Below are 21305 nucleotides of genomic sequence, written 5' to 3'. Positions count from 1 at the left end.
TTACCCTATTGTAATTGATTATTTTCAGTGAGACAAGTGGGGTGAACTTTGTTTCGACTTCTCCCGAACATATTTCAATAAAGCGACATTCATTTCATAGAACATAAATGGCGTCATCAAATAGATTCCGTTAAAATGCTCCATCGCCGTATCCAGAAGCTCCTTAGCGATTTCAACCCCCATGGCGCGCCCTTCAGGACCCTGCAATCCCTCCATGCGCTTGCGAACATCGTCCGAGAGCTGAATTCCTGGGACTTCATTGTGCAAATATTCAGCGTTTTTGCCGCTGGCGAGCGGCATAATGCCGATAAATATCGGAATATCTAAATGTGCCGTCGCTTCTTTAATCGAAACGATCAATTCCGAGTCATACACCGGCTGCGTCATAATAAAATCGGCACCTGAGGCAATTTTTTTCTCCAGCCGCTCTACCGCTTTGTGCAAATGCTTAACGTTTGGATTGAAGGCTGCGCCCACCACGAATTTAGCTTTTTGTTTCAGCGGCTTGCCAGAGAAAGAAATTCCGTCGTTCAGTTGTTTAATCATGCGGATAATTTCAAAAGACGTCATATCGTACACCGAGCTGGCTGCGGGCAGATCTCCAAACCGCGCCGGATCCCCTGTTACGGCAAGCACATGGTCAATACCCAAAGCGTCAAAGCCCATCATATGCGACTGCGTCCCGATCAGATTGCGATCCCGGCAGGCGATATGAACGAGCGGACGAAGTCCAAGCTCGGTTTGTACAAGATGTCCGAGCGCCATGTTGCTCATGCGCGTCACCGCGAGCGAATTGTCCGCCAGTGTTAAGGCGTCGACTCCGGCCGCCTTGAGCGCAGCCGCTCCCTCCATGAATTTGCCGATGTCCAGATCACGCGGCGGATCAAGCTCAACAATAACTGTATGGCGTTCCTTCACCAGCTCCGTAATGCTTGGATCGGCTGAGCGGCCTTGTCTTTCCCCAGTTGGCTTGGCTTCAGCAGACTCCTCCATCTGGAGACGAATGGTAGAATTAGCCCCCGGGAGTTTTCGTTCGTCCGCCAAAGGCTTTGGAACATATTCACTGAGGGCTTTCGCTGTCGCCGCAATATGCTCGGGCGTCGTACCGCAGCAGCCTCCAATTATGCGGACTCCCATATCCGCAAACGATTTAGCACATTCGCCGAAATATTCGGGAGATGCTCCATATACATATTTTCCATCCACATAGTCCGCCAAACCTGCATTCGGAAATACCGACATCGGAATGTCAAGCGGCCCATGCAGTCCGGCCATTACGCTCATAATGCCTTTAGGTCCCGAATGGCAGTTAAAACCGAGCACGTCGGCGCCTTCCTGCAGAAGCGTGCCAAACGCTTCCGGGATCGCAAAACCGTCCAGTGTGCGCCCAACCTGATCAACGGCAAATTGGCAGATAACCGGGATCTGCGTCAACTCTCTTGCACGCTGTAACGCGATCCTCATTTCCTCCAGATCGTAGAACGTTTCAAATAGCAGCGCGTCAACATCCTCGGCCAGTAGCGCAGCAATTTGCTGTCCAAAATGGATTCTAAGATCTTGAGTAGAAACATTCGCCCGCTTGCCGCCGCGAATCGAACCAATCGCTCCCGCTACATACGCATTGCTTCCTGCGGCTTCCTTCGCGATACGCACGGCCGTGCGGTTGATCTCTTCCACTTTATGCTCAAGCCCAAAATTCGATAGCTTATAATAATTGGCCGAAAATGTATTCGTCTCCAGCAATCTGGCTCCCGCCTCAATGTAATGCCGATGTACATCGCCAATGACGTCGGGGCGAAGCAGATTAAATTCTTCATATGATATGCCGACCGGGAACCCCAATTGGTACAAATACGTACCCATCGCCCCATCGCCGACCAAGACCTCTTTTTCCCAACATTTTCGCAAATCCGGCTTCATGCTGCTGTACCTCCTGACTGCCCGATAAGGCGGATCTCTATACCTGGGATTGTCCAGGCGCAAACTTATTCATAATAATGTATCATAAATCGCTCCGAATGGTAAGATTAATTGCAATAAGTGCATTCGAAAAATCGGATTAAGAAAAACACCTGACGGTGTCCTTTGAGATAGCCTTGACTTCTACATTGGAGTGATGGGAGGGATGGGTATGGGGTTTCACCCGCTGTTAAAGTCGTGTTCCTATGGAATGGATGATATGGTAAGAACACGACTTTAAAGGCGGGCCGTAAACTTTCCACCCCATACCCATCCCCTCTTCTGTTCTACTTCCTGCTCCCTGCAGCTGTTGAATCTCACCGATCTTCAATCCGGTACTCATGTCTACGAATCCCTATGTGCCCCGGGATCAATATAGGTTCTTGCCTCCCTCACCACCCACCACTAAATGTATTTAATGCAGCTATTTTGGAGTGAAGTGTGAATTTTTGGATTTTAACTGCAAAATGTACATCTAAAATGGATCGATTTGTATTGGCAGGGCTATTTTGTTCCTTTTAGTTGCACTTTTTACATTTAAATGCTCAATATTCCCAATAAGGAGATGTTTAACTGTACGAAATGCATTTAGTAAGTTTACGGTAACGGCAAGTCCTACGATACCATTCTTCACTCGTTGAGAGCGAGGAGCAGAAGTCCAAATTTTCGCCCCTTATCTTCATTTTCTGCTAAGAATAAGCTTCAATTCACATTTCGGTTTGCTATGAATCAAGCAGACAAAAAGAGGGACTACCTGGCGCACTTTGTCCAGATGTTGAATAGTAGGACTCCGGTGAAATTTTATAAATTCTATTTAAAAAGCCGGAAACCCGACAACTTCGGGCTTCCGACTCTTTACTCTTTCACAAAGCAAGTATCAAGCGACCGATCCTTAAAGCTGTATGCTGCCTTTATACACCGCTTCGGCCGGCCCGGTCATATATACGTGATTGTCCCGCTCATCCCATTCGATAAACAGGTCTCCGCCTTTTAGACCAATCCATGCCGCCCGATCCGTTAGTCCGTTGAGGACAGAGGATACCAGCGTAGCGCAAGCGCCTGTCCCACAGGCCAGCGTCGGACCTGCTCCGCGCTCCCAGACCCGCATTTCCACGCGGTCCCGGCTGGTGATGGTAGCAAACTCGACGTTTATTTTTCTCGGAAAATAAGGATGTACTTCGAGCTTTGGCCCCCATGTCGTCAAGTCGAAATGTGGAGCATCGTCCACATAGATAACGCAATGCGGATTGCCCATGGAAACCGCTGTAAAGCGAAACTCACGGCCGTCTGCCTCGATCGGCTGATTCAGCACCGGATTTTCGGACAGCGTCGTCGGAACGGTCAGACCGTCCAGAATCGGCTCACCCATATCAACGCGAACCGTTTTAACGACGCCCGATTCCACCTTCAGGCTTACCTGCTGCACGCCCGCGCCCAGCGTCTCAATCGTGATTTGCTCTTTGCCAATATGCCCGTGGTCATAGACGTATTTGGACACACAGCGAATCGCATTCCCGCATTGCTCGGCTTCGGTACCGTCCGAATTGATGATGCGCATTTTGAAATCCGCCTTCTCTGACGGAAGGATAAACACCAGGCCGTCCCCGCCCACGCCAAAATAGCGGTCGCACCATTTTATCGCAAGCTCGGATACGTTGTCCGGGAGCTGCGTTTCGCCATAAAATACTAAAAAATCATTGCCCAGTCCATGCATTTTCGTAAATTCCATATCTAAACCCCATTCCTTTACAACTTTGCGAGCTGCATATGCGTACCTGTTATTATACACCATTCTTTGGCAAAGCTTGCCTGATGAGGTTAGTCTATAATTTGGCGGGCTGAAAATCTATTGATTTTATGCACGAATATTTGTACTTTTCGCGGTTACTAATGGACGCGGTCCGCTTGGACGACGGCGACGTTTTCCGGACCAAACGCTTCCGGCTCCCATCAGGAAGGTCGGAATTCCGGCGGCTACAAGGGTAATGGCCCATTCACGCATTCCGAGCGGCACCGTTTTAAAAATCGGCTGCAGCGGCTCAATGTACATAACGCCTAAGAGCAGCGCGATCGAGGACAAGACAGCGACGACCAGGTAACGATTTTGCAAAATGTTGCGATGGAAAATCGACCGGGAGCTGCGGCAATCAAATACGTGGATAAGTTGGGCCATAACCAGCGTTGCAAAGGCTACCGACTGCGCCTTGACAAGCTGAGCCGCGTTGTCCGGTGCCGCCTGCAGCGTTAACCAGAAGGCACCAAGCGTACAAAAGCCGATCAAAAAGCCACGGCTAATGATTTTCCAGCCTAAACGTCTGGCAAAAATGTTTTCGTTCGCTCCGCGCGGCTTATGCTCCATCAAGTCTTTTTCCGGCTGATCCACCCCAAGCGCCATAGCCGGCAAGCCATCGGTGACGAGGTTTACCCACAAAATCTGGATCGGCAGCAGTGGAAGCGGCAGCCCGGCCAGCATCGCGAAAAACATCGTCAAAATTTCACCGACGTTAGAGGCAAGCAGATAGCGGATAAATTTCCGGATGTTCTCGTAAATGTTCCGACCTTCTTCAATAGCGGCGACGATTGAGGTAAAATTGTCATCGCTCAAGATGAGCGAGGAAGCCTCTTTGGAGACGTCTGTGCCCGTCATACCCATCGCTATGCCGATATCCGCCGCTTTGATGGCCGGGGCGTCGTTGACGCCGTCCCCGGTCATTGCTACGACATGGCCTTTACGCTGGAGCGCTTTGACGATTCTAAGCTTATGCTCAGGAGATACACGAGAATAGACAAAAATGTTTTCCACGCTGTTTTCCAGTTCCTCGTCGCTTAGCGCTTCGAGCTGCTGTCCTGACATGGAGGACCCGCCTCGAGGCAAAATGCCGAGGTCGGACGCAATCGCCTCTGCGGTAAGACCATGGTCGCCGGTAATCATCACGGTTTTAATGCCTGCCCGCCGGCAAACGGTAATGGCATCCTTCGCTTCACGCCGCGGCGGATCTATCATCCCCGTAAGGCCCACAAAAATCAGCTGCGATTCTACACTATCCTCATGGTCAGTGCCTTCGTGGGGCTTTAAATCGCGATAAGCCATACCCAGCACGCGCAGTGCGCTCCGGGCCATGCTCTCGTTAGCCGCCTGAACCCGCTGTCTTAGCGTTCCGGTAAACGGAACAACCTTGCCTTCCCAGAGGATGTAGCTGCAGCGCTCCAGCAGCATATCAGGCGCTCCTTTGACGAAGACCATTTTCCCGCCTTGATGCGAAACGATAACGGACATTCGTTTTCGTTTCGAGTCAAAAGGAAATTCCTTATCCCGGATGTACATGCTGCCCAGAGCTCCCGGGGACAGGCCCATTTTCGAAGCTAACGTCACCAAGGCACCTTCGGTAGGATCCCCCTTCAACTTCCACACGGAACCAGTGGGAACTACTTCTTCCTTCGTTTTTTTTCGGCCACGCTGCTCCTGGTCATCCTCATAAATAACTGCATTGCTGCAGAGCGAGCTAATTTGCAGCAGTCTTCGCAAGCTTTGATCTTTACGTACATCGACCGGGCTGCCTTGTTCATGAATGTCGCCTACTGGCTCATAGCCTTCACCGGCCACCTCCATCGCTCGCCCTTCAAGCCATACTCGGGTTACCGTCATCTTATTTTGCGTAAGCGTACCTGTTTTGTCCGAGCAAATGACCGATGCACAGCCGAGCGTTTCTACGGATGGCAGCTTGCGCACAATCGCCTTCCGCTTGATCATCCGCTGCACCCCAAGAGCTAGCGCAATCGTAACGATTGCCGGCAGGCCCTCCGGAATTGCCGCCACCGCCAAGCTAACCCCGGCAAAAAACATGCTGCTGGCTTGCTGGCCCTGCAGAATCCCCAGTAGTACAACGACGACTGTTAACCCCAGCGCCATGTAAATCAAAATTTTACCGAGCTGTTCTAAGCGGCGCTGCAATGGTGTTTCCTGAACCTCTGTATTTTGGATCAAGTCGGCGATTTTGCCCATTTCCGTGTCCATCCCGGTCCGAATGACGACCCCTCGTCCGGTGCCGCGCGTAATCATCGTGCCCATAAAGCCGATGTTCTTCTGATCGCCTAACGGAACGTCCGACTCTGCGAGCACCTCGCTATGTTTGCCTACCGGATGAGATTCGCCCGTTAATGCCGATTCCTCTACGTCCAGGCTGTTCGTGGAAAACCAGCGAACATCCGCCGGAATTCGATCGCCGCTTTCAAGAATAACGATATCGCCAGGAACCAACTCCCGGGCAGGAATATGCTTGACCTTGCCCTGCCTTACCACATTCGCATGTGGTGCGGACAACTCCTTAAGCGCACGCAGAGAGCGCTCCGCTCGAAATTCCTGTATAAATCCAAGAACCCCGTTTAGAACAATGATCGCTATGATCGTCACCGCGTCCAAATATTCACCGAGAAATCCGGAAATCAGCGTAGCGCCCATGAGCACCAACATCATAAAGTCCTTAAACTGGTTCAAGAACAACAAAATCGGGGAAATCCGCTCTCCTTCCTGAAGCTCATTCCAGCCGCTCTCCTCACGTCTTCGTTGCGCTTCCTCATCGGTCAGGCCCTGTTCACGCGTGACGCCGAACCGCTCCAGAAGCGCTTCACTTCTCCACTGGTGCCAGTTTTTTTGTTCCATCCTCCCTATTCCCCTTCCGTTTATTGTGCAGTTTCTGCGTGAAGGCTTTTCCACCTAGGGTAAATGTATTCCGGCCAGTCCCAAATTATCACAGCGGTCCTCTTAAGTTTTTGCCTGAAGTATGGCATCATAGAGGAGTCGCCACCTTTTCACGGCGGCCTAGATCAGGTGTTAGTTATCATACGATTTACATTTATAGAGACAGGAGATTATTACTTATGGCACTCGACGGCATTGTTACCCGAGCTATCATACACGAACTGCAATCGTGTATAGGAGGGCGCATCAATAAAATACATCAGCCCGCGGCCAGCGATATCGTCTTCAACCTGCGCACACAATCAGGTAATCGGCGTCTATTGCTATCGGCAAACCCGACTTATCCGCGGGTGCACTTCACGGAAGAGTCATTTCCGAATCCACTGGAAGCCCCTATGTTCTGCATGCTTCTACGCAAGCACTTTGAAGGCGGCACAATTGAAGCTGTCACCCAGGTGGGCATGGAGCGGATCATCCATATCGATGTACGTCAGCGGGATGAGCTTGGGGATCTTTCCCTGAAGCGGATTATCATTGAATTAATGGGGCGGCACAGCAACATCATTCTGGTCGACCCTGCCACCGATATTCAGCTCGACGGTATTCACCATGTGACTCCTGCGATCAGCAGCTTCCGAATCGTGATGCCCGGGTTCACATATACGAAACCGCCGGAGCAGCACAAGCTGAACCCGCTGGAGGCAGGGTATAGTGAGTTTCTAAGCGCCTATCATGAAGCCGAAGAGAGCGAGAAAGACGGGGCGCCAAAAAGCATGTGGCTTGTGGAAGCCTTTAACGGGTTAAGCCCGCTGATTGCAGGTGAAATCTACGCCCGTGCCGACATGGAAAGTCCGGCTGCCGTAGAAGGGGGAATCGCCAGCTCCGCCGAAGCGTTGTGGCAAGCTTTTTCCAAAATGATGAAGGACATCCGTGAGCATCGCTATTCCCCGGTAACAGGAGAAAATGCCAAAGGAAAAAGCGTATTTTCGGCCGTTCATTTGGCGCAGCTTCAAGGCGATATTCGCACCTATCCGTCCATCAGCGAATGTATGGAGGATTACTATGGGGACAAGGCGCTTCGAGATACGGTAAAGCAAAAAACAAGCGATCTGCTGCGGTTTTTGCAAAACGAACGGAACAAAAACGTCAAGAAGCTGTCGAATCTGGAAAAAGATCTAAACGAGGCGGAAGACGCCGATCGTTACCGCATCTGGGGTGAACTGCTGCTCCCATCCCTACACGAAATTCGCAAGGGCGACCGCTTTGTAGAGCTTGTAAACTACTACGATGAAGAGCAAAAGCTAGAGAAGATTCCGCTTGATCCGCTGCTCACACCGTCGGAAAACGCTCAGCGATATTTTAAAAAGTACAACAAATTCAAAAACAGCCTGGCCGTCATCGACGAGCAAATGAATCTGGCACGCGAGGAAGTTACCTATTTGGAAGCCCTGCTTCAGCAGTTGAGCGATGCCACGCTAAGCGATATCGATGAAATCCGCGAAGAGCTAACGCAGCAGGGATACCTTCGAGACCGGAGCAAAAAAGGCAAGAAAAAGAAAAAGAACGATCGACCAACGCTTCATGTGTACACCTCTTCGGAAGGGATTGAAATGTATGTTGGTAAAAATAATTTACAGAACGAATATGTGACGAATCGGCTCGGTAAGCCAAACGACACTTGGCTCCATACGAAGGATATTCCGGGATCGCATGTGCTGATCCGCAGCGAAGCGTTCGGCGAGGCTACCCTGAATGAAGCGGCACAGCTTGCAGCTTTCTATAGTCAGGCCAAGCAATCGAGCAGCGTGCCGGTCGACTATACGCTAATCCGCTATGTCCGGAAGCCAAGTGGAGCCAAGCCGGGCTTCGTCATTTACGACCACCAGCGGACGTTGATCGTTACTCCGGACGAACAGCTCATAAAAGGGCTGCACAACGTTGTAAAAAACGGCTAATCTCACTGAAAAAGGCCCCTACTCTCCTTTGGGAGAGCAGGGACCTTTCTTTTTTGTCCATAACACACTAGCGTTTAGGGTTAAGAGGAGCCTAATTGTCCAGCCAAAGCCGCCTGCTTCAGCCGTTCCACCGTCTCTTCAGCTACATAGCGGCTGCCTAAATCACCATGAAACACAACACCCTGCCGAACACCGTGATAATCCGAGCCGCCGGTTGGGATCAAACCATACTGGTCAGCTATGGCCAGATAACGCTGCTCGTCTTCAGCGCCGTGATCGGAGTGGAACACCTCAATCCCGGCCGGCTTGCCGCTCTCGATGATCTCCGTAACCAAATCGTCATTACTGTACAATCCCGGATGAGCCAAAACCGGTGCTCCGCCGGCCTCACGGATCCACTCCATCGCCTCAACCGGGCCAATTCTCGGTAGAGAAGCATAGCCCGGTTTTCCTTCGGCCAGATATCGGTCGAATGCATCTCTCATGTCCTTCGCAAACCCTTTTCTTACTAAAGTGTCCGCGATATGAGGTCTGCCCAGGCTTTCGTCCGGACGAAGGGGCCGTGATAGCCCGTCCTTCACCTCTTGTAGCGTAATATCTATACCCAATTGCTGAAGCTTCTCGATAATCCGCTCATTCCGCGCCCCGCGCACTTCCCGAAGATGAGCAAGTCGTTCCAACAGCAGGTTATCCTGAATATTCAAAAAGTACCCGAGCACGTGGATATCTTTACCGCCCGCCCGTGTGCTGATTTCAATGCCGGGAACGACTGTGATTCCTATCTCACGTCCGGCTTGCAAGGCCTCGGCTACACCGGCCACCGTATCGTGATCGGTGATCGAAAGGCCAACTAAGCCATTCTCTTTGGCCAGCCGCACGTTTTCCGCCGGCGTATTCATGCCGTCCGAGGCCCGCGAATGGGTATGTAAATCAAACCGGTTACTCTCTCTATAAAGCTCCATATCCATTCCTCCTGCATCATAGCTAATAAATGACTTACGTGGTAAACGGGTGTTCCCGTAAAAAAGTTAAAAACGTAACCGCCGGAACCGGCAGCAGCGTCGATTTCAAATGAATCGAGTAAAACATCCGTTTGAAGGATACATCCTCAATCTCCAGTATTTCCAGTAAACCCAGCGCCTTTTCATGCTTAACGGAGGATGGGGAAATGATCGTAATTCCAACGCCGGCCTCCACTGCCGATTTAACTGCCCCCGTACTTCCCAATTCCATTATAGTCTGTATCCGATCCGGATTAAGTCCTCGCTGATTAAACACCTCTTCCATCACCTGGCGAGTGCCGGAGCCCTTCTCTCGAAGCACAAACGGGTATGAGATGACCTCCTCGATCGAAACCGTGCCCTTTCCGGATAACGGATGGCCTGCCGGAACGATTAACTTGAGTTCGTCCTCCATGACTGGCTCGGAGACGAGATCCGGGTGCTGAACAGGCGCCTCGACCAAGCCAAAGTTCAACTGATGATTTACGATCTCCTCGATAATTTGAGTCGTATTCATCACTTTTAGCATGATCGATATCTGAGGGAATTGCTGTCCAAACGGTCCCAGCATACGAGGCAGAACGTATTCCCCAATGGTCAAGCTTGCACCAAGCTGAAGTCTGCCCTCCAGCATCGAAGCGAAGCGGGACATCGCCTGCTCGGTCTCCCGGATCAGTTCTAAACTTTGCCGCGCATAAGGCAGCAGCGTTTTTCCCGCTTCAGTTAAGTCGATCCTTTTCGTGGATCTAACGAGCAGTTTACTGCCGAAATAATCTTCTAATGACTGTATCTGCATCGTTACCGCAGGCTGTGTCATATGGAGCGCCTGGGCCGCAGCGGAGAAGCTGCCCCTTTCCGCAACGGTATAAAAAATGTGCAATTGGTGGTAGTTTAACGCCATAGTCAGGCTGCCTCCTTTCTCATCCCATACAATAGCAGACTTAATTGCACAAAAAAAGCATGCCGTTCTCGGCACGCTTTTGCTGGTTCACTTTTTTTACCCGGGAAGAGTTCTTATGGAGACTATCTGCGTTTACGACTGTTCTTCATCAGAGTCATTCGACGTGAGTGACGAAGCCAGGAGTAATAAGATTTTAAATCGCGCAATTCTATCGTTTCCGACATCCGGCCAAGAAATGTCACCACGATCATTCGATGCATTGGGCGACCCACCAGGTCGAATTCCCCTTGAATTTCTGCAAATTCGGCCACCATCACAAGGTCATCGTCGATCAAATATACATCTTCTTCATTTCGATAATAAGGAGTAATGCGCCCTTGTTTTAAACATTCCCATGTCCAGTTAGCGATATTTTCCATTTCAATGTTTTCCCGGTCAATCCGGTCCTGATATCTGGTTTTTGCATGGTTCGTAATCACGATGTCGGCAACTCTTTTATCTCCCAAAACAATGTGGAAAGCTTCATAAGTTCCCCACCGCTCCGTCGCCCTATCTCTCATGCCGGATCGCACCTCACATCAAATAGATAAAATAGGTCTAATTAACTAAGTACTTTTGCCTATTATATTACATCATCACCTATTTTTCTACAAGGCAAGCGCTAACATTTGTCGTCAAAGTTGTCTCATAGGCTTTTAGAATCAGTTTAATGATCTATTAGAGCATATACGTTACACTTCCTCTATTTATAGAAAAACGCCTCATCGGGCCAAGTGACTTGGACCAATCAGGCGCTTTAGGGTTTTGATTTGGCAGCTAATTATAAGCCGTAATACCGGGTTTTGTCCGGCACGTCCTTACTGTACTCCGTTTTAATCTCTCCACGATAGGAGCGTTCGATTTTGCGGACAAAGGACAGCTTGCGAATGTTACGCATTGTATCCTCCGCACGTTCCGTATTCACATACATAACCACATAATGCATACGGCGGGATAAATAATGCACGGTCCCGTATTTATCCAAGTTTCTTGCTGCTTTTAGATCGCTAACCCAAATGATATAGCCTGTACGCTCGGGAAACATGACTTCCCCCTCCCGCCTTAACTGAATTTATTCTCGGCATAGTACGGGCTTTAGCGCCTGCACTACCCCAATCTTCCTTGCTTTAACCGCAGCTGCACTTCCCGCCACTGCCACATCCGCCTTTAGGGAAGGGATCGTTGCCCGGAACTTTAATGGAATCGGATACGGCAAATGCAATCATTTCCGACATCTCGTGCAAAATGTCATCCAATTCAGTCTCCGCTGCCTTAAACTTGCGAACCGCCTCGAACTGTTCCAATTCCTTCTCTACCGCAGCAACCCGATCCTTGGCTTCATGATAGTTAGGGTGAAAATGACCGAAGCGCTCCGTCTCCCGGAACAACTCTTTTTGTGCATCCAGCTTCTTAACCAAAGCCCGGATATCAGCGTCTTGCTCAACACGCTGCTTCCAATATAAATACTCGGATACAGCCGAGGATTTATTAATCATATCGCCTAATTCATAGGCGTATGTCAGCACTTCGGCCATGTCGACCGTGTTCTTCTCGATTACGCTCATGAATTTCAACTCGATTCACTATATTTTCTACCTGAGTAGACGAAATAATCATACCACAATCTAGTGGGGAGCAGAAGAGGTTCATCCTTCCTAGTCAACCTCTCTATTACATCATTTCAGGGACAAGTAGCCGAAGTGTCTCTATATCGTTGGAAGATAATACGACCTCGATATCTTCCATCATAGCGTTTGTCAGCAGATTTCCCTCAGAGGAACTGAGGCTAACCTTTACGGACCAATCTTCGCCGCCAATGAGCTCCACTGGCAGGCATTCCATCGGTGGTTTCCCGGCGATTTGGACCCTAAGTTTCGTATGCCATTCCATGGCCTGCGCAATGATTTTTCGCGCGGTAGAGCTATGGTAAGCTCTCGTCTCTTTCCACCACATTACCGGGAGCTCCTGAAGCCCCGGAAACAGCTGTTCAGCACTTGGCAGCTCATTGTCCGCCTCATAGAAATGCAGGCCTGCCCCCTTGAAAATCCAGCCTTGACCCTGAAGCATCTGCGCTGATTCAGGGTCATCCAATTTGGAAATGCCTTCCTCCTCAATTCTGGGGAATATCTGCTCCTCCCCCGATTGGTTTCGGTTATCCCGGGGAGACAAACGCTGCTCCTCCAGTATTTTGCGGATTTTCCCTTCTTCCTCCGGAGGAACTATAAAATCGAGCGGACTGATTCGTTCCACCTTGCCTTGAAGCGAAGGGAGTGAATAGATCCTCTCAGCGGCCTCATGGTCAGCACAGCGAAGAAGCAGCTTTTCTTCGAACGCAACGCGCCCAAATTCCCGCCCCCACTGCTGTAGGGCAAGAATAATCGATTCCGGAACATATGCGGCGTGTTTACGGAGGAAAGCTAGGATATCGTCCGGGGTACGGCCGTGTTTTGATGCTTGCTTGACGCTATCCTTACTGATACGGTAAACGCTCATCGTATCCATGATTATGTTTTCCGAGCAAGCTTCAAGCTCAAACCGTACTAACATAGGCACATCGGGGGGAACGAGAATTTCAAAATCCGGCTGAACGATAATGTAACCGTCTTTAGCGATATTTCTCTCCTTGGTAAGGTGGTCATTGGTGATAGCTAGCCTATCCCGCGATATAATCCACCGAAATACCGCTTCTCCCTCCTGATTCTCGCCAAGCTCCATCCACCCAAAGCCCGCCATAGCTTGTAACCAGGCATTGATCCAATCTTTACGTTCCTCGGCATACCCAGAATTAAAGTATCCGAGCTTCGTCAACGAATTCAGCAGTTCCCTGCGTGAGTACCAGGTATCCTTCTCTAAGTCAGGTGTGGCCAAACGCAGCGCAACATGCTGGAGACCAGCCTCCGAGGGAACATAGCGCTGCAAAATTTGCCGCAGCAAAACCATATTCATCGTTTGAATGTCCAAGTTAAGCCAGCCCTTTAGAGAGAAGTGATTCAGCCGCCAAAAAGCCCTATCCTTGTCGATCAGATCAAGTCCCATTAAAAGATCGAGGATCACGGCTAGTTGAGGTGAATAAACATCCTGGTGCGGATAGTTCAATTGAAGGCCGATTACGTCATGCTCACTTAATTCAATTCGGCTCTCCAGCTTGCCTTGCTCTTTCTGGTGAATCGTCCCTTTGGCCGTTATTCGCAGTCCGTTTTCGGCGATCCAGGTAATAGCCCTGAACAGATCGACTGCTAGTCCCGCTTTCGACTCTTGACCAGACATCACTTGCTTGGGCTGCCATGGATTTAGGGAAGAGTATCCCCATGATTGCTGCAGCTGTAAAATTCGATTCAATGGAATATAAAAGAGCTTTTCGCCCCAGGCTTTCTTAACCGCTTTAACATCTCCTTGGCGCAGCAGGCTCGGAAGAGCAGCACGCAGCTCGGCACCAGACCATCCGTCTCTAGCTGCGGAACGGATAGCCTCCAGCTTGAATGGCTGGCCGGCAAACTTACGATACAGCTGCAGTAGCACTGCATGAGCCGTTTCCGGCAGCGGGAACTTCTCCCTAAGCAATTCATCGCTTGTGTGGACATCCAATTCGCTTTGAGCTTTGCTGACCTTCATGCTTCAAACACCTCCCGCTCACGCTGCACTGCATATTCATAACCCTGCTCAAGAAGAAATAACTGCCTTCGCAGCGCAAATTCCTGCTCTCGTGTATTCTCCGATACCAGCGTGTAGAAATAAGCGGAACTACCGTCCGCCTTCGGACGTAGAATTCTCCCTAGCCGCTGGGCTTCCTCCTGCCTCGATCCATAGCTTCCCGATATTTGGATCGCCACTGAGGCATCAGGCAAATCCACGGCAAAGTTGGCCACCTTCGATACGGCCAGAACCTGCAACTCTCCCTTGCGAAACGCCTGAAACAGCTTTCCCCGTTCCGATTGAGCCATGCTTCCAGTAATGAGCGGGATACCGATGTCGGATGCAATGCTGTTCAATTGCCCTAAATATTGCCCGATAACCAGCACCTGGCGGTCCTTGTGACGTTTGAGAAGCTCGCGTACAACTAGGTTCTTGTGCGGGTTTTCCGCAGCAATCCGAAACTTCTCTCTCCCTTCGGCTTCGGTATATTTCTGCTGATAAAGCTCCGGCATCGTTACTCGAATTTCCTGACAATCCACTTTGGCGATAAAACCATCGGTTTCCAAATCCCGCCAGGGAATTTCATAGCTTTTCGGACCGATAAGGGAGAATACATCCCGCTCGCAGCCGTCCTCGCGAATAAGCGTCGCTGTCAGCCCTAGCCGCCGGGTCGCCTGGATATCTGCGGTTGCCCGAAAAATCGGTGCAGGAAGCAGATGAACCTCATCGTAAATAATGAGCCCCCAATCCCGCTCGTTAAACAAGGACATATGTTTAAATCCATCATCTTTTCGGCCTCGGTGGGTTAATATTTGATATGTTGAAACCGTCACCGGCTTTACCTGCTTCCTTTCTCCGGAATACTCGCCCACCGATTCCGCGGGTAACGTCGTTTTAGCTGAAATTTCGGAAATCCATTGGCGAACTGAGGTTACATTGGAAGTAAGAATCAATGTCTCGCACTGAAGACGCTCCATCGCGGCTAGACCGACCACGGTTTTTCCCGCGCCGCAAGGCAGGACAACTACCCCACTGCCGCCGTTTCCTCGCTTTCCTTCAAAAGCTTCAACCGCCGACGTTTGATAGGCTCGCAATTGAAATTTCCGCCCGTTGGGCAAAACATCTCGAAGTGTAAAGCTAAGTGACTCGCCGCTATGATAACCAGCTTCGTCAATAACCGGGTACCCGAGGCGGACCAGCTCCCGCTTTAATATTCCCCGGTAACTTGCCGTAAGCCTCATATGACGCTCATCAAGCAGCTCCATCCTGTCGTCGGGAAAGTCAATTTGGCCAGCAAGCTCCTTAAGCAAGCCATTTTCCGCGCCTACATATTCAAGCTCAAGCTGTTCGGCTTCTGATGCCGGGTACAATCTAAGTATCCCGTATCTCGACACCCACTTACGGATGCCTTCGACAACTCCCCCGGGAATCTCCCAACGAGACATCGCTGCAAGTCGATTGATAATGGCATCTGCATCCATCCCACCAGCTGCAGCATTCCACAAACTCAGTGGGGTAATCCGATATGTATGATAAAAGGCTGGGCTTTTAACCAGTTCGGCGAACCCGGTTAACTGCTCGCGTGCAGCTTCAAATCCGGGGTGCTCTTTTTCTACCAAAACGGTAAAATCACGCTGAATGATACACGCTCCTGCTTCATTCAATGGATTTGCCCTCCCTCCAAAATTTTAAATTAACGCGATTAGCTGGGTAATGCGTGCTTCTCGGCACGTTACATCTTAAAAAGGAGAAGCTCGCCGCAGCTGCCGCGAACTTCTCCCCCAGGTTCCCACCCTTTTGCTCAGGCTAATTTAATGTACCTGCTCCGAAATTTGCGACAGGGCCTCCCCAGCATTGTCTGCAAAAATATTTCGTACCGCCATATCCCCAATCGACACGATCCCAATGAGCCGGTCGCCCTCAGTTACCGGTAACCGCCGAATTTGCTGTTCAGCCATCAGTTCTGCCGCTTCGTCCACTGACATCTCGCGGGAAGCGGTCTTGATACCTTTGGTCATTACAGTATCGATAGCGGTGGAACCAGGGTGTTTCTCGGCAATGCATCGGATCACTAAGTCCCGGTCGGTGATTACGCCAATCAGCTTATCGCCATTTTCAACAACCGGAATAAAACCGGTATCGTTCTCTTTCATTTTGACAGCAACCTCATAAACGTTGTCTTGAGGCGTCACGGTTACAACATCATTGGTCATAATTTCACTAACTTTTTTCATTAGAATCCCTCCTTCGGAAATAGAATTCCAAAATCGGGATTTAATTATGCGTGCTCCTCCATATACGACTCGGCCATTGTAATCAGGAGTCCCGCAGCATAAAGCATAGCATCCTCATCAATATCAAATTTAGGATGATGATGCGGGCGGTCCGCGCTTTTCTCAGAATTTCCTGCGCCAACTAGCATGAAGCATCCTGGAACCCGCTGCAAATAATATGAGAAATCCTCGGCCGGCATAATTTTCGGGGATATCTCGGCCTTCACTCCAAATACGCTGGGAGCCACCCTAAAAAACCGATCAAATTCATGCTCATCGTTGATGGTGCTCGGGTATCCCATCATATAAGTGATGCTTGCTTCCGCACCATACCCTTTTGCCGTTCCCTCCGCTAAATCATAAATCCGGCTGCGGATCATTTCGCGCGTATCCTCACGAAAACAGCGAGCGGTCCCCGATAAGCGGCAGCGGTCTGCAATAACATTCTGGGCCGTACCGCCCTGGATGGAACCAATCGTAACCACGGCAGGATCAAGGGGATCGATAGAGCGGCTGACGATGCTCTGCAATTGCATGACAAGTGCCGAAGCCGCTACCACACTATCGATGGTTTTATGCGGCATACCGCCATGCCCCCCTCTACCCTGGATATCGATGAAAAACTCATCCGTCGAGGCCATCAGCGGCCCTGGAGCGCTTGCCACCGTACCTACAGTGATAGGCGTCCAGAGGTGCACGCCATAAATCGCGTCAACTCCGTCCAGCACTCCCTGCTCGATCATCGAGGCTGCTCCGCCGGGGTAGGTTTCCTCGGCCGGCTGAAAAATCAGCCGAATTTGTCCGCGCAACTGATCCTTCATCTTGCAAAAATACTCGGCAACGGCAAGCAGCGTGGCCGTATGCCCATCATGGCCACAGGCATGCATGACGCCCGGGGTTTGCGAGGCATATTCGCAGATTTTCTCATCATGGATCGGTAGAGCATCCATATCAGCCCGCAACGCTACAGTTTTACCTGGCAAGCTACCCCGAATGTTTCCGACTAGTCCAAATCCTCCGACATTCGTAGAGACCTCCACGCCAAGCCTCTGCAGCACCTCTGCTACGAAAGCAGAAGTTGCCTTCTCCTTAAAGGAAAGCTCCGGATGACGGTGAAGATGCCGCCGCCGTTCCACCATTAATGGAAACAACGCGCGCAAAATTTCCTGTTCCATTGTCTCCAGCTCCTTTTTCGCATCCTGGGCATTTAAGCCGCTTTCTTCCGCCCGGAGGAAATTGATTCAATTTCTATTATTGTAACAGAAAAGTGCAGAAGTATATCATGCCAAGTAGAGAAATCGTCCTCTTTTGAAAGGGTTTCCCATGCTTGCACAAGTGATGGAAACATAATATCATGGGAAAGAGAATGATAGTAGTTATAAGTCATATTGAAGGGGGCATTTCTGTACATGATCGTGGACAATACCGGTTTGAGCGGCTTAAGAAGCGAATTGGCTTATTTGGACGAATCTGCAGAAAAAGTTGGATTTGTTCGCTGGCAGTGGGAATATTACCGGGCTACATACGATTACAAAATAGAGTACAACAACCATGATTATTTTCTGCGTATCAATACGCGTGCTGTGGAAGGCAAATTGGAGCGTCCAGACACGGTTTTGGCCATTGAAGCGGTCTATATGGGGCGGGCCACTTTCCCTCATGGTTTGGAATACGAATCCGAAATTCCCGCAATGGTGATGAAGACCGCAAATCATAAACTAACTGAGCTTAAGGAACTTCTTGAGGCATAGAGTGAGAAAGCCATGAGAGACAACTCAGAGACACAAAGACGCGGGGCGCCCGATTTCCAATTGCTCATCCTCACTTTGCTGCTGGTAGGCTTCGGGATCGTCATGGTATTCAGCTCCAGCTCCAGCATCTCACAGGTAAATAAAATCTTCGGATATGACCCTATGTATTTTACTAAGAAGCAAGCCATTTTTGGCGTTGTCGGCCTAATCGGAATGTTCATCACGATGAACATTCCTTATCAAAAATTCAAGAAGCTGTTTATTCCGGTTTTTATTTTTGCCATCATCATGCTTATTATCGTTCCTTTTGTAGGCGGGGATATCAATGGTGCATCCAGCTGGTTCAGAATTGGTAAGCTTGGCATCCAGCCTACAGAACTTGCCAAAATCACAACTATTTTATATCTTTCCGCACTGATCTCCAAAAAGGGCGAGCGATTCCGCGATTTGCGAACCGGATATATCCCCGTTATGGTCATTGTTGGATTTGTGGCCGGTTTGATTATGTTGCAGCCTGACCTCGGGTCTTGTTTGATTCTCGTGGCCACCTCGGGTCTCATTATCTTTGCCGGGGGAGCGAATCTGAAGCATATACTTGGCTCAATCGCTCTATTGATTCTTGGCGCAAGCATCGTCATGGGTGCCAGCGCATTAATTGACAAAATTCATCCGAGCGAAACGACCACTGCAGAAAATCACTACAAGATGGGTCGGATTCAAGCATTCATTAACCCATGGGAGGACCCTCAACATGCCGGCTACAACCTGCTTCAATCGCTCACGGCAATCGGGCATGGCGGACTGACCGGTACGGGGTTTGGCCAAGGGATTCAGAAGCTCCATTATTTGCCCAATGCCTACAATGACTTTATATTTTCTGTCATAGGAGAAGAATTCGGTTTTATCGGTACTTTTATCTTTCTGCTGTTTTACATTTATTTTATCTGGAGGGGTTTGCTGGTCTCCCTCAGATGCTCCAGCACATTTGGGACTTTAACCGGAGTCGGCATTATGGGTCTCATTGCCATTCAGGCCTTCGTCAATATTGGCGGTGTAACGAGAACGATACCTATAACCGGGGTTACGCTGCCGTTTATCAGTTCCGGGGGATCTTCTCTTCTCGTCATGATGGTTGCGATGGGAATCGTGCTAAGCATCTCACGGGAATCGGCGCTTCCGGCCAAGCAGGAACGCACCAAATCGATCGTCGTGAAGGATGCCGCTCCATTTGATATGAAAGCTCAAAGACGACGCCAATTTTAAAACGCAAAAAAGAGAGGCTACTGGATAAACCCGGTAGTCTCTCTTTTTATATCAGCTATAATGGTCTTTCAAGGTAATTACATCTCGTCATCTTTAAAAGCGACACTCTCAACCTTCACATTGACTTCTACAACTCTAAGCCCAGTCATGCTTTCTACAGCCTCACGCACATTTTGCTGCAGCATCCGGCATACCTCATGGATTGGCGTTTCGTACAGTACGATAATCCGCAGATCAATGGCCGCTTCCAATTGACCGACTTCAACCGTTACGCCCTTTTGTACATTTTTGCCGCTTAACCGTTTAGCCCATCCTTCCGACAATCCCCCGGACATGGCTGCAATTCCCGGTGTTTCCAAGGCTGCCATTCCGGCAATTTTGGCTACGACATCGTCCGAAATTCGAATGAGCCCATTATCCAACTGCAGTTGTTCGGTCATGGTAAAACCTCCTTCAACCTCATTAATTTCATTGTAATTGGTAAGTCGTTTTAAAGCAAATGTAGACCTTGATAATAATTTTAGTTTATAATACTTCACGTTGTTAGTTAAATCATTTTAAATTGTTCAACATGGTTTGTCCAAATTTATCGTACTGAGGTGTGTTATGAAAAAATATGTAACTCCCGCTTTGATGTTCGGTTTCTTTGTGCTCAGTGCAATCGGACACTACGCTCACTGGCCCGCAACGCTACAGTTTTTCATTTCGGCCATCGCTGTTGTATTCGTCGCCGGATTTCTCGGCAGATCGACGGAAAGTGTAGCACATTACGCAGGCCAGCGTTTGGGTGGCTTTCTCAATGCGACCTTTGGCAACGCTGCCGAGCTTATCATCGGGATTTTGCTGGTCAAAGAGGGCCTCTTTGACATGGTAAAAGCCAGCATCACCGGCTCCATCATCGGCAACCTCCTGCTAGTACTAGGCCTTAGCTTATTCGCCGGCGGTTTGAAATTCAAGGTGCAAAAGTACAACGTTGCACTTGCCGGCATGAACGGGTCGCTTATGATTGTAGCGATTATTGCCCTGTTCGTTCCAGCGATCTTCCTGCAAACTCATGTGCTGCATGAAGAAGACAGAACCTCGCTAAGTCTTGTCGTAGCAGGTATTCTCATCGTGGCTTACTTACTGTGGCTTGTCTTCTCGATGATCACCCACAAGAATTATTTGGCGGACATTACTGAGGACGGAGAAGAAGAGCTTCCCCATGAGCACGCTCCCGCTTGGTCCAAAGGTCGTTCGATCCTCTATCTTGTACTCGCCACGGTCATGGTTGCTTTCGTTAGTGAATGGCTTGTACATACGCTCGATACGTTTACTGCCAAGTTCGGACTAAGCGAAATATTTGTCGGTGCCTTCGTCGTGGCGATCGTTGGTAATGCCGCTGAGCATAGCGCAGCTATTATGCTGGCCATGAAGAACAAAATTGGTGCAGCGGTTGAAATCGCCGTCGGTAGCAGCCTGCAAATTGCCCTCTTCGTGGCTCCTGTGCTAATTTTCGTCAGTCACTTGTTCGGCCGTCCGATGGACATCGTATTCACCGTTATCGAACTTGCCGCCATTGGGGTATCCGTGTTTATAGCCAAATCAATTACACAAGATGGCCAGACGAACTGGTACGAAGGGCTACTGCTCATCGCAGTATACGCTATCCTTGGCGCATCCTTCTATCTTGTATAAGGAACTCTACACTTAACAGCAGCAAGGGGCGAACTCGTCCAACAATCCAACAACAAAACAAGCGTATGCACCCGGAAAATAATCCGAGATCATACGCTTGTTTTTCACTTAGGCGAAGCATTCGTTTCCTTAGCTTACACCCTTTTTTGTATCA

Annotated in this window: 17 protein-coding genes; 4 read left to right on the top strand and 13 right to left on the bottom strand. The window is 49.7% G+C overall.

What is annotated here, in order from left to right; translation table 11 throughout:
• Positions 1 to 24: 24 nt before the first annotated feature.
• The 3 genes from ACFQ3W_RS07620 to ACFQ3W_RS07610 all read right to left on the bottom strand — a co-directional run bounded on the left by ACFQ3W_RS07620 (position 25) and on the right by ACFQ3W_RS07610 (position 6619).
• Positions 25 to 1920: a bifunctional homocysteine S-methyltransferase/methylenetetrahydrofolate reductase gene (locus tag ACFQ3W_RS07620; RefSeq protein WP_379318266.1), complete on the bottom strand. Its 1896-nt coding sequence runs from the start codon at positions 1918 to 1920 to the stop codon at positions 25 to 27.
• A 931-nt stretch (positions 1921 to 2851) separates the two neighbouring features.
• Entirely contained in the window at positions 2852 to 3688 is an 837-nt protein-coding gene (dapF, locus tag ACFQ3W_RS07615) for a diaminopimelate epimerase (protein WP_379318264.1), read from the bottom strand.
• A 126-nt stretch (positions 3689 to 3814) separates the two neighbouring features.
• Positions 3815 to 6619 carry a calcium-translocating P-type ATPase, SERCA-type gene (locus ACFQ3W_RS07610; RefSeq protein ID WP_379318262.1) on the bottom strand — a complete coding sequence of 935 codons (2805 nt, stop codon included), beginning with the start codon at positions 6617 to 6619 and terminating at the stop codon, positions 3815 to 3817.
• Positions 6620 to 6837: 218 nt separating this feature from the next.
• Between ACFQ3W_RS07610 and ACFQ3W_RS07605 the strand changes: the two genes are divergently transcribed.
• Complete coding sequence (locus ACFQ3W_RS07605) at positions 6838 to 8613, top strand: Rqc2 family fibronectin-binding protein (protein ID WP_379318260.1); 1776 nt, start codon at positions 6838 to 6840, stop codon at positions 8611 to 8613.
• Positions 8614 to 8693: 80 nt separating this feature from the next.
• Here ACFQ3W_RS07605 and ACFQ3W_RS07600 read toward each other — a convergent pair whose 3' ends face one another.
• From ACFQ3W_RS07600 to ACFQ3W_RS07560, 9 genes are all read right to left on the bottom strand, one after another.
• On the bottom strand, positions 8694 to 9575 hold the full coding sequence (locus ACFQ3W_RS07600) for a PHP domain-containing protein (protein WP_379318258.1): 882 nt from the start codon (positions 9573 to 9575) through the stop codon (positions 8694 to 8696).
• Positions 9576 to 9609: 34 nt separating this feature from the next.
• The gene (locus ACFQ3W_RS07595) at positions 9610 to 10515 is read right to left on the bottom strand and encodes a selenium metabolism-associated LysR family transcriptional regulator (RefSeq protein ID WP_379318256.1); all 906 of its coding nucleotides are present in this window, start codon (positions 10513 to 10515) and stop codon (positions 9610 to 9612) included.
• Between the two features lie 122 nt (positions 10516 to 10637).
• Positions 10638 to 11075: a hypothetical protein gene (locus ACFQ3W_RS07590; RefSeq protein WP_379318255.1), complete on the bottom strand. Its 438-nt coding sequence runs from the start codon at positions 11073 to 11075 to the stop codon at positions 10638 to 10640.
• A gap of 260 nt (positions 11076 to 11335) precedes the next feature.
• Positions 11336 to 11599, bottom strand: coding sequence for a YlbG family protein (locus tag ACFQ3W_RS07585; protein ID WP_379318254.1), 264 nt, complete (start codon positions 11597 to 11599; stop codon positions 11336 to 11338).
• A gap of 82 nt (positions 11600 to 11681) precedes the next feature.
• Entirely contained in the window at positions 11682 to 12119 is a 438-nt protein-coding gene (locus ACFQ3W_RS07580; RefSeq protein ID WP_379318252.1) for a YlbF family regulator, read from the bottom strand.
• Positions 12120 to 12225: 106 nt separating this feature from the next.
• Positions 12226 to 14166, bottom strand: coding sequence for a helicase-associated domain-containing protein (locus tag ACFQ3W_RS07575; protein WP_379318250.1), 1941 nt, complete (start codon positions 14164 to 14166; stop codon positions 12226 to 12228).
• The gene (locus tag ACFQ3W_RS07570) at positions 14163 to 15851 is read right to left on the bottom strand and encodes a DNA repair helicase XPB (protein ID WP_379318248.1); all 1689 of its coding nucleotides are present in this window, start codon (positions 15849 to 15851) and stop codon (positions 14163 to 14165) included. Before ACFQ3W_RS07570 ends, ACFQ3W_RS07575 begins: the two co-directional genes overlap by 4 nt.
• A 147-nt stretch (positions 15852 to 15998) precedes the next feature.
• Complete coding sequence (locus ACFQ3W_RS07565) at positions 15999 to 16421, bottom strand: CBS domain-containing protein (protein ID WP_379318246.1); 423 nt, start codon at positions 16419 to 16421, stop codon at positions 15999 to 16001.
• A 44-nt stretch (positions 16422 to 16465) separates the two neighbouring features.
• On the bottom strand, positions 16466 to 17635 hold the full coding sequence (locus ACFQ3W_RS07560) for a M20 family metallopeptidase (RefSeq protein ID WP_379318244.1): 1170 nt from the start codon (positions 17633 to 17635) through the stop codon (positions 16466 to 16468).
• 234 nt (positions 17636 to 17869) lie between these two features.
• On the opposite strand from ACFQ3W_RS07560, the gene ACFQ3W_RS07555 reads away from it, so the two are divergent.
• Together ACFQ3W_RS07555 and ftsW are read left to right on the top strand one after the other, a co-directional pair.
• Positions 17870 to 18211 (top strand): YugN family protein, encoded by a 342-nt coding sequence (locus ACFQ3W_RS07555; protein ID WP_379318242.1) that lies wholly within the window; start codon positions 17870 to 17872, stop codon positions 18209 to 18211.
• A gap of 12 nt (positions 18212 to 18223) precedes the next feature.
• Positions 18224 to 19474: a putative lipid II flippase FtsW gene (gene ftsW / locus ACFQ3W_RS07550; RefSeq protein WP_379318240.1), complete on the top strand. Its 1251-nt coding sequence runs from the start codon at positions 18224 to 18226 to the stop codon at positions 19472 to 19474.
• A 77-nt stretch (positions 19475 to 19551) separates the two neighbouring features.
• On the opposite strand, the gene ACFQ3W_RS07545 is transcribed toward ftsW, so the two are convergent.
• Positions 19552 to 19914, bottom strand: a complete 363-nt coding sequence (locus ACFQ3W_RS07545) for an Asp23/Gls24 family envelope stress response protein (RefSeq protein WP_379318238.1) — start codon at positions 19912 to 19914, stop codon at positions 19552 to 19554.
• Between the two features lie 166 nt (positions 19915 to 20080).
• Between ACFQ3W_RS07545 and cax the strand changes: the two genes are divergently transcribed.
• Positions 20081 to 21151, top strand: coding sequence for a calcium/proton exchanger (gene cax / locus ACFQ3W_RS07540; RefSeq protein WP_379318236.1), 1071 nt, complete (start codon positions 20081 to 20083; stop codon positions 21149 to 21151).
• Positions 21152 to 21305 lie beyond the last annotated feature (154 nt).

This window comes from Paenibacillus puldeungensis (genome assembly GCF_042678945.1).
In the GTDB taxonomy this organism is placed as follows: domain Bacteria; phylum Bacillota; class Bacilli; order Paenibacillales; family Paenibacillaceae; genus Fontibacillus; species Fontibacillus puldeungensis.
This window is presented reverse-complemented; position numbering and strand designations above follow the sequence as displayed.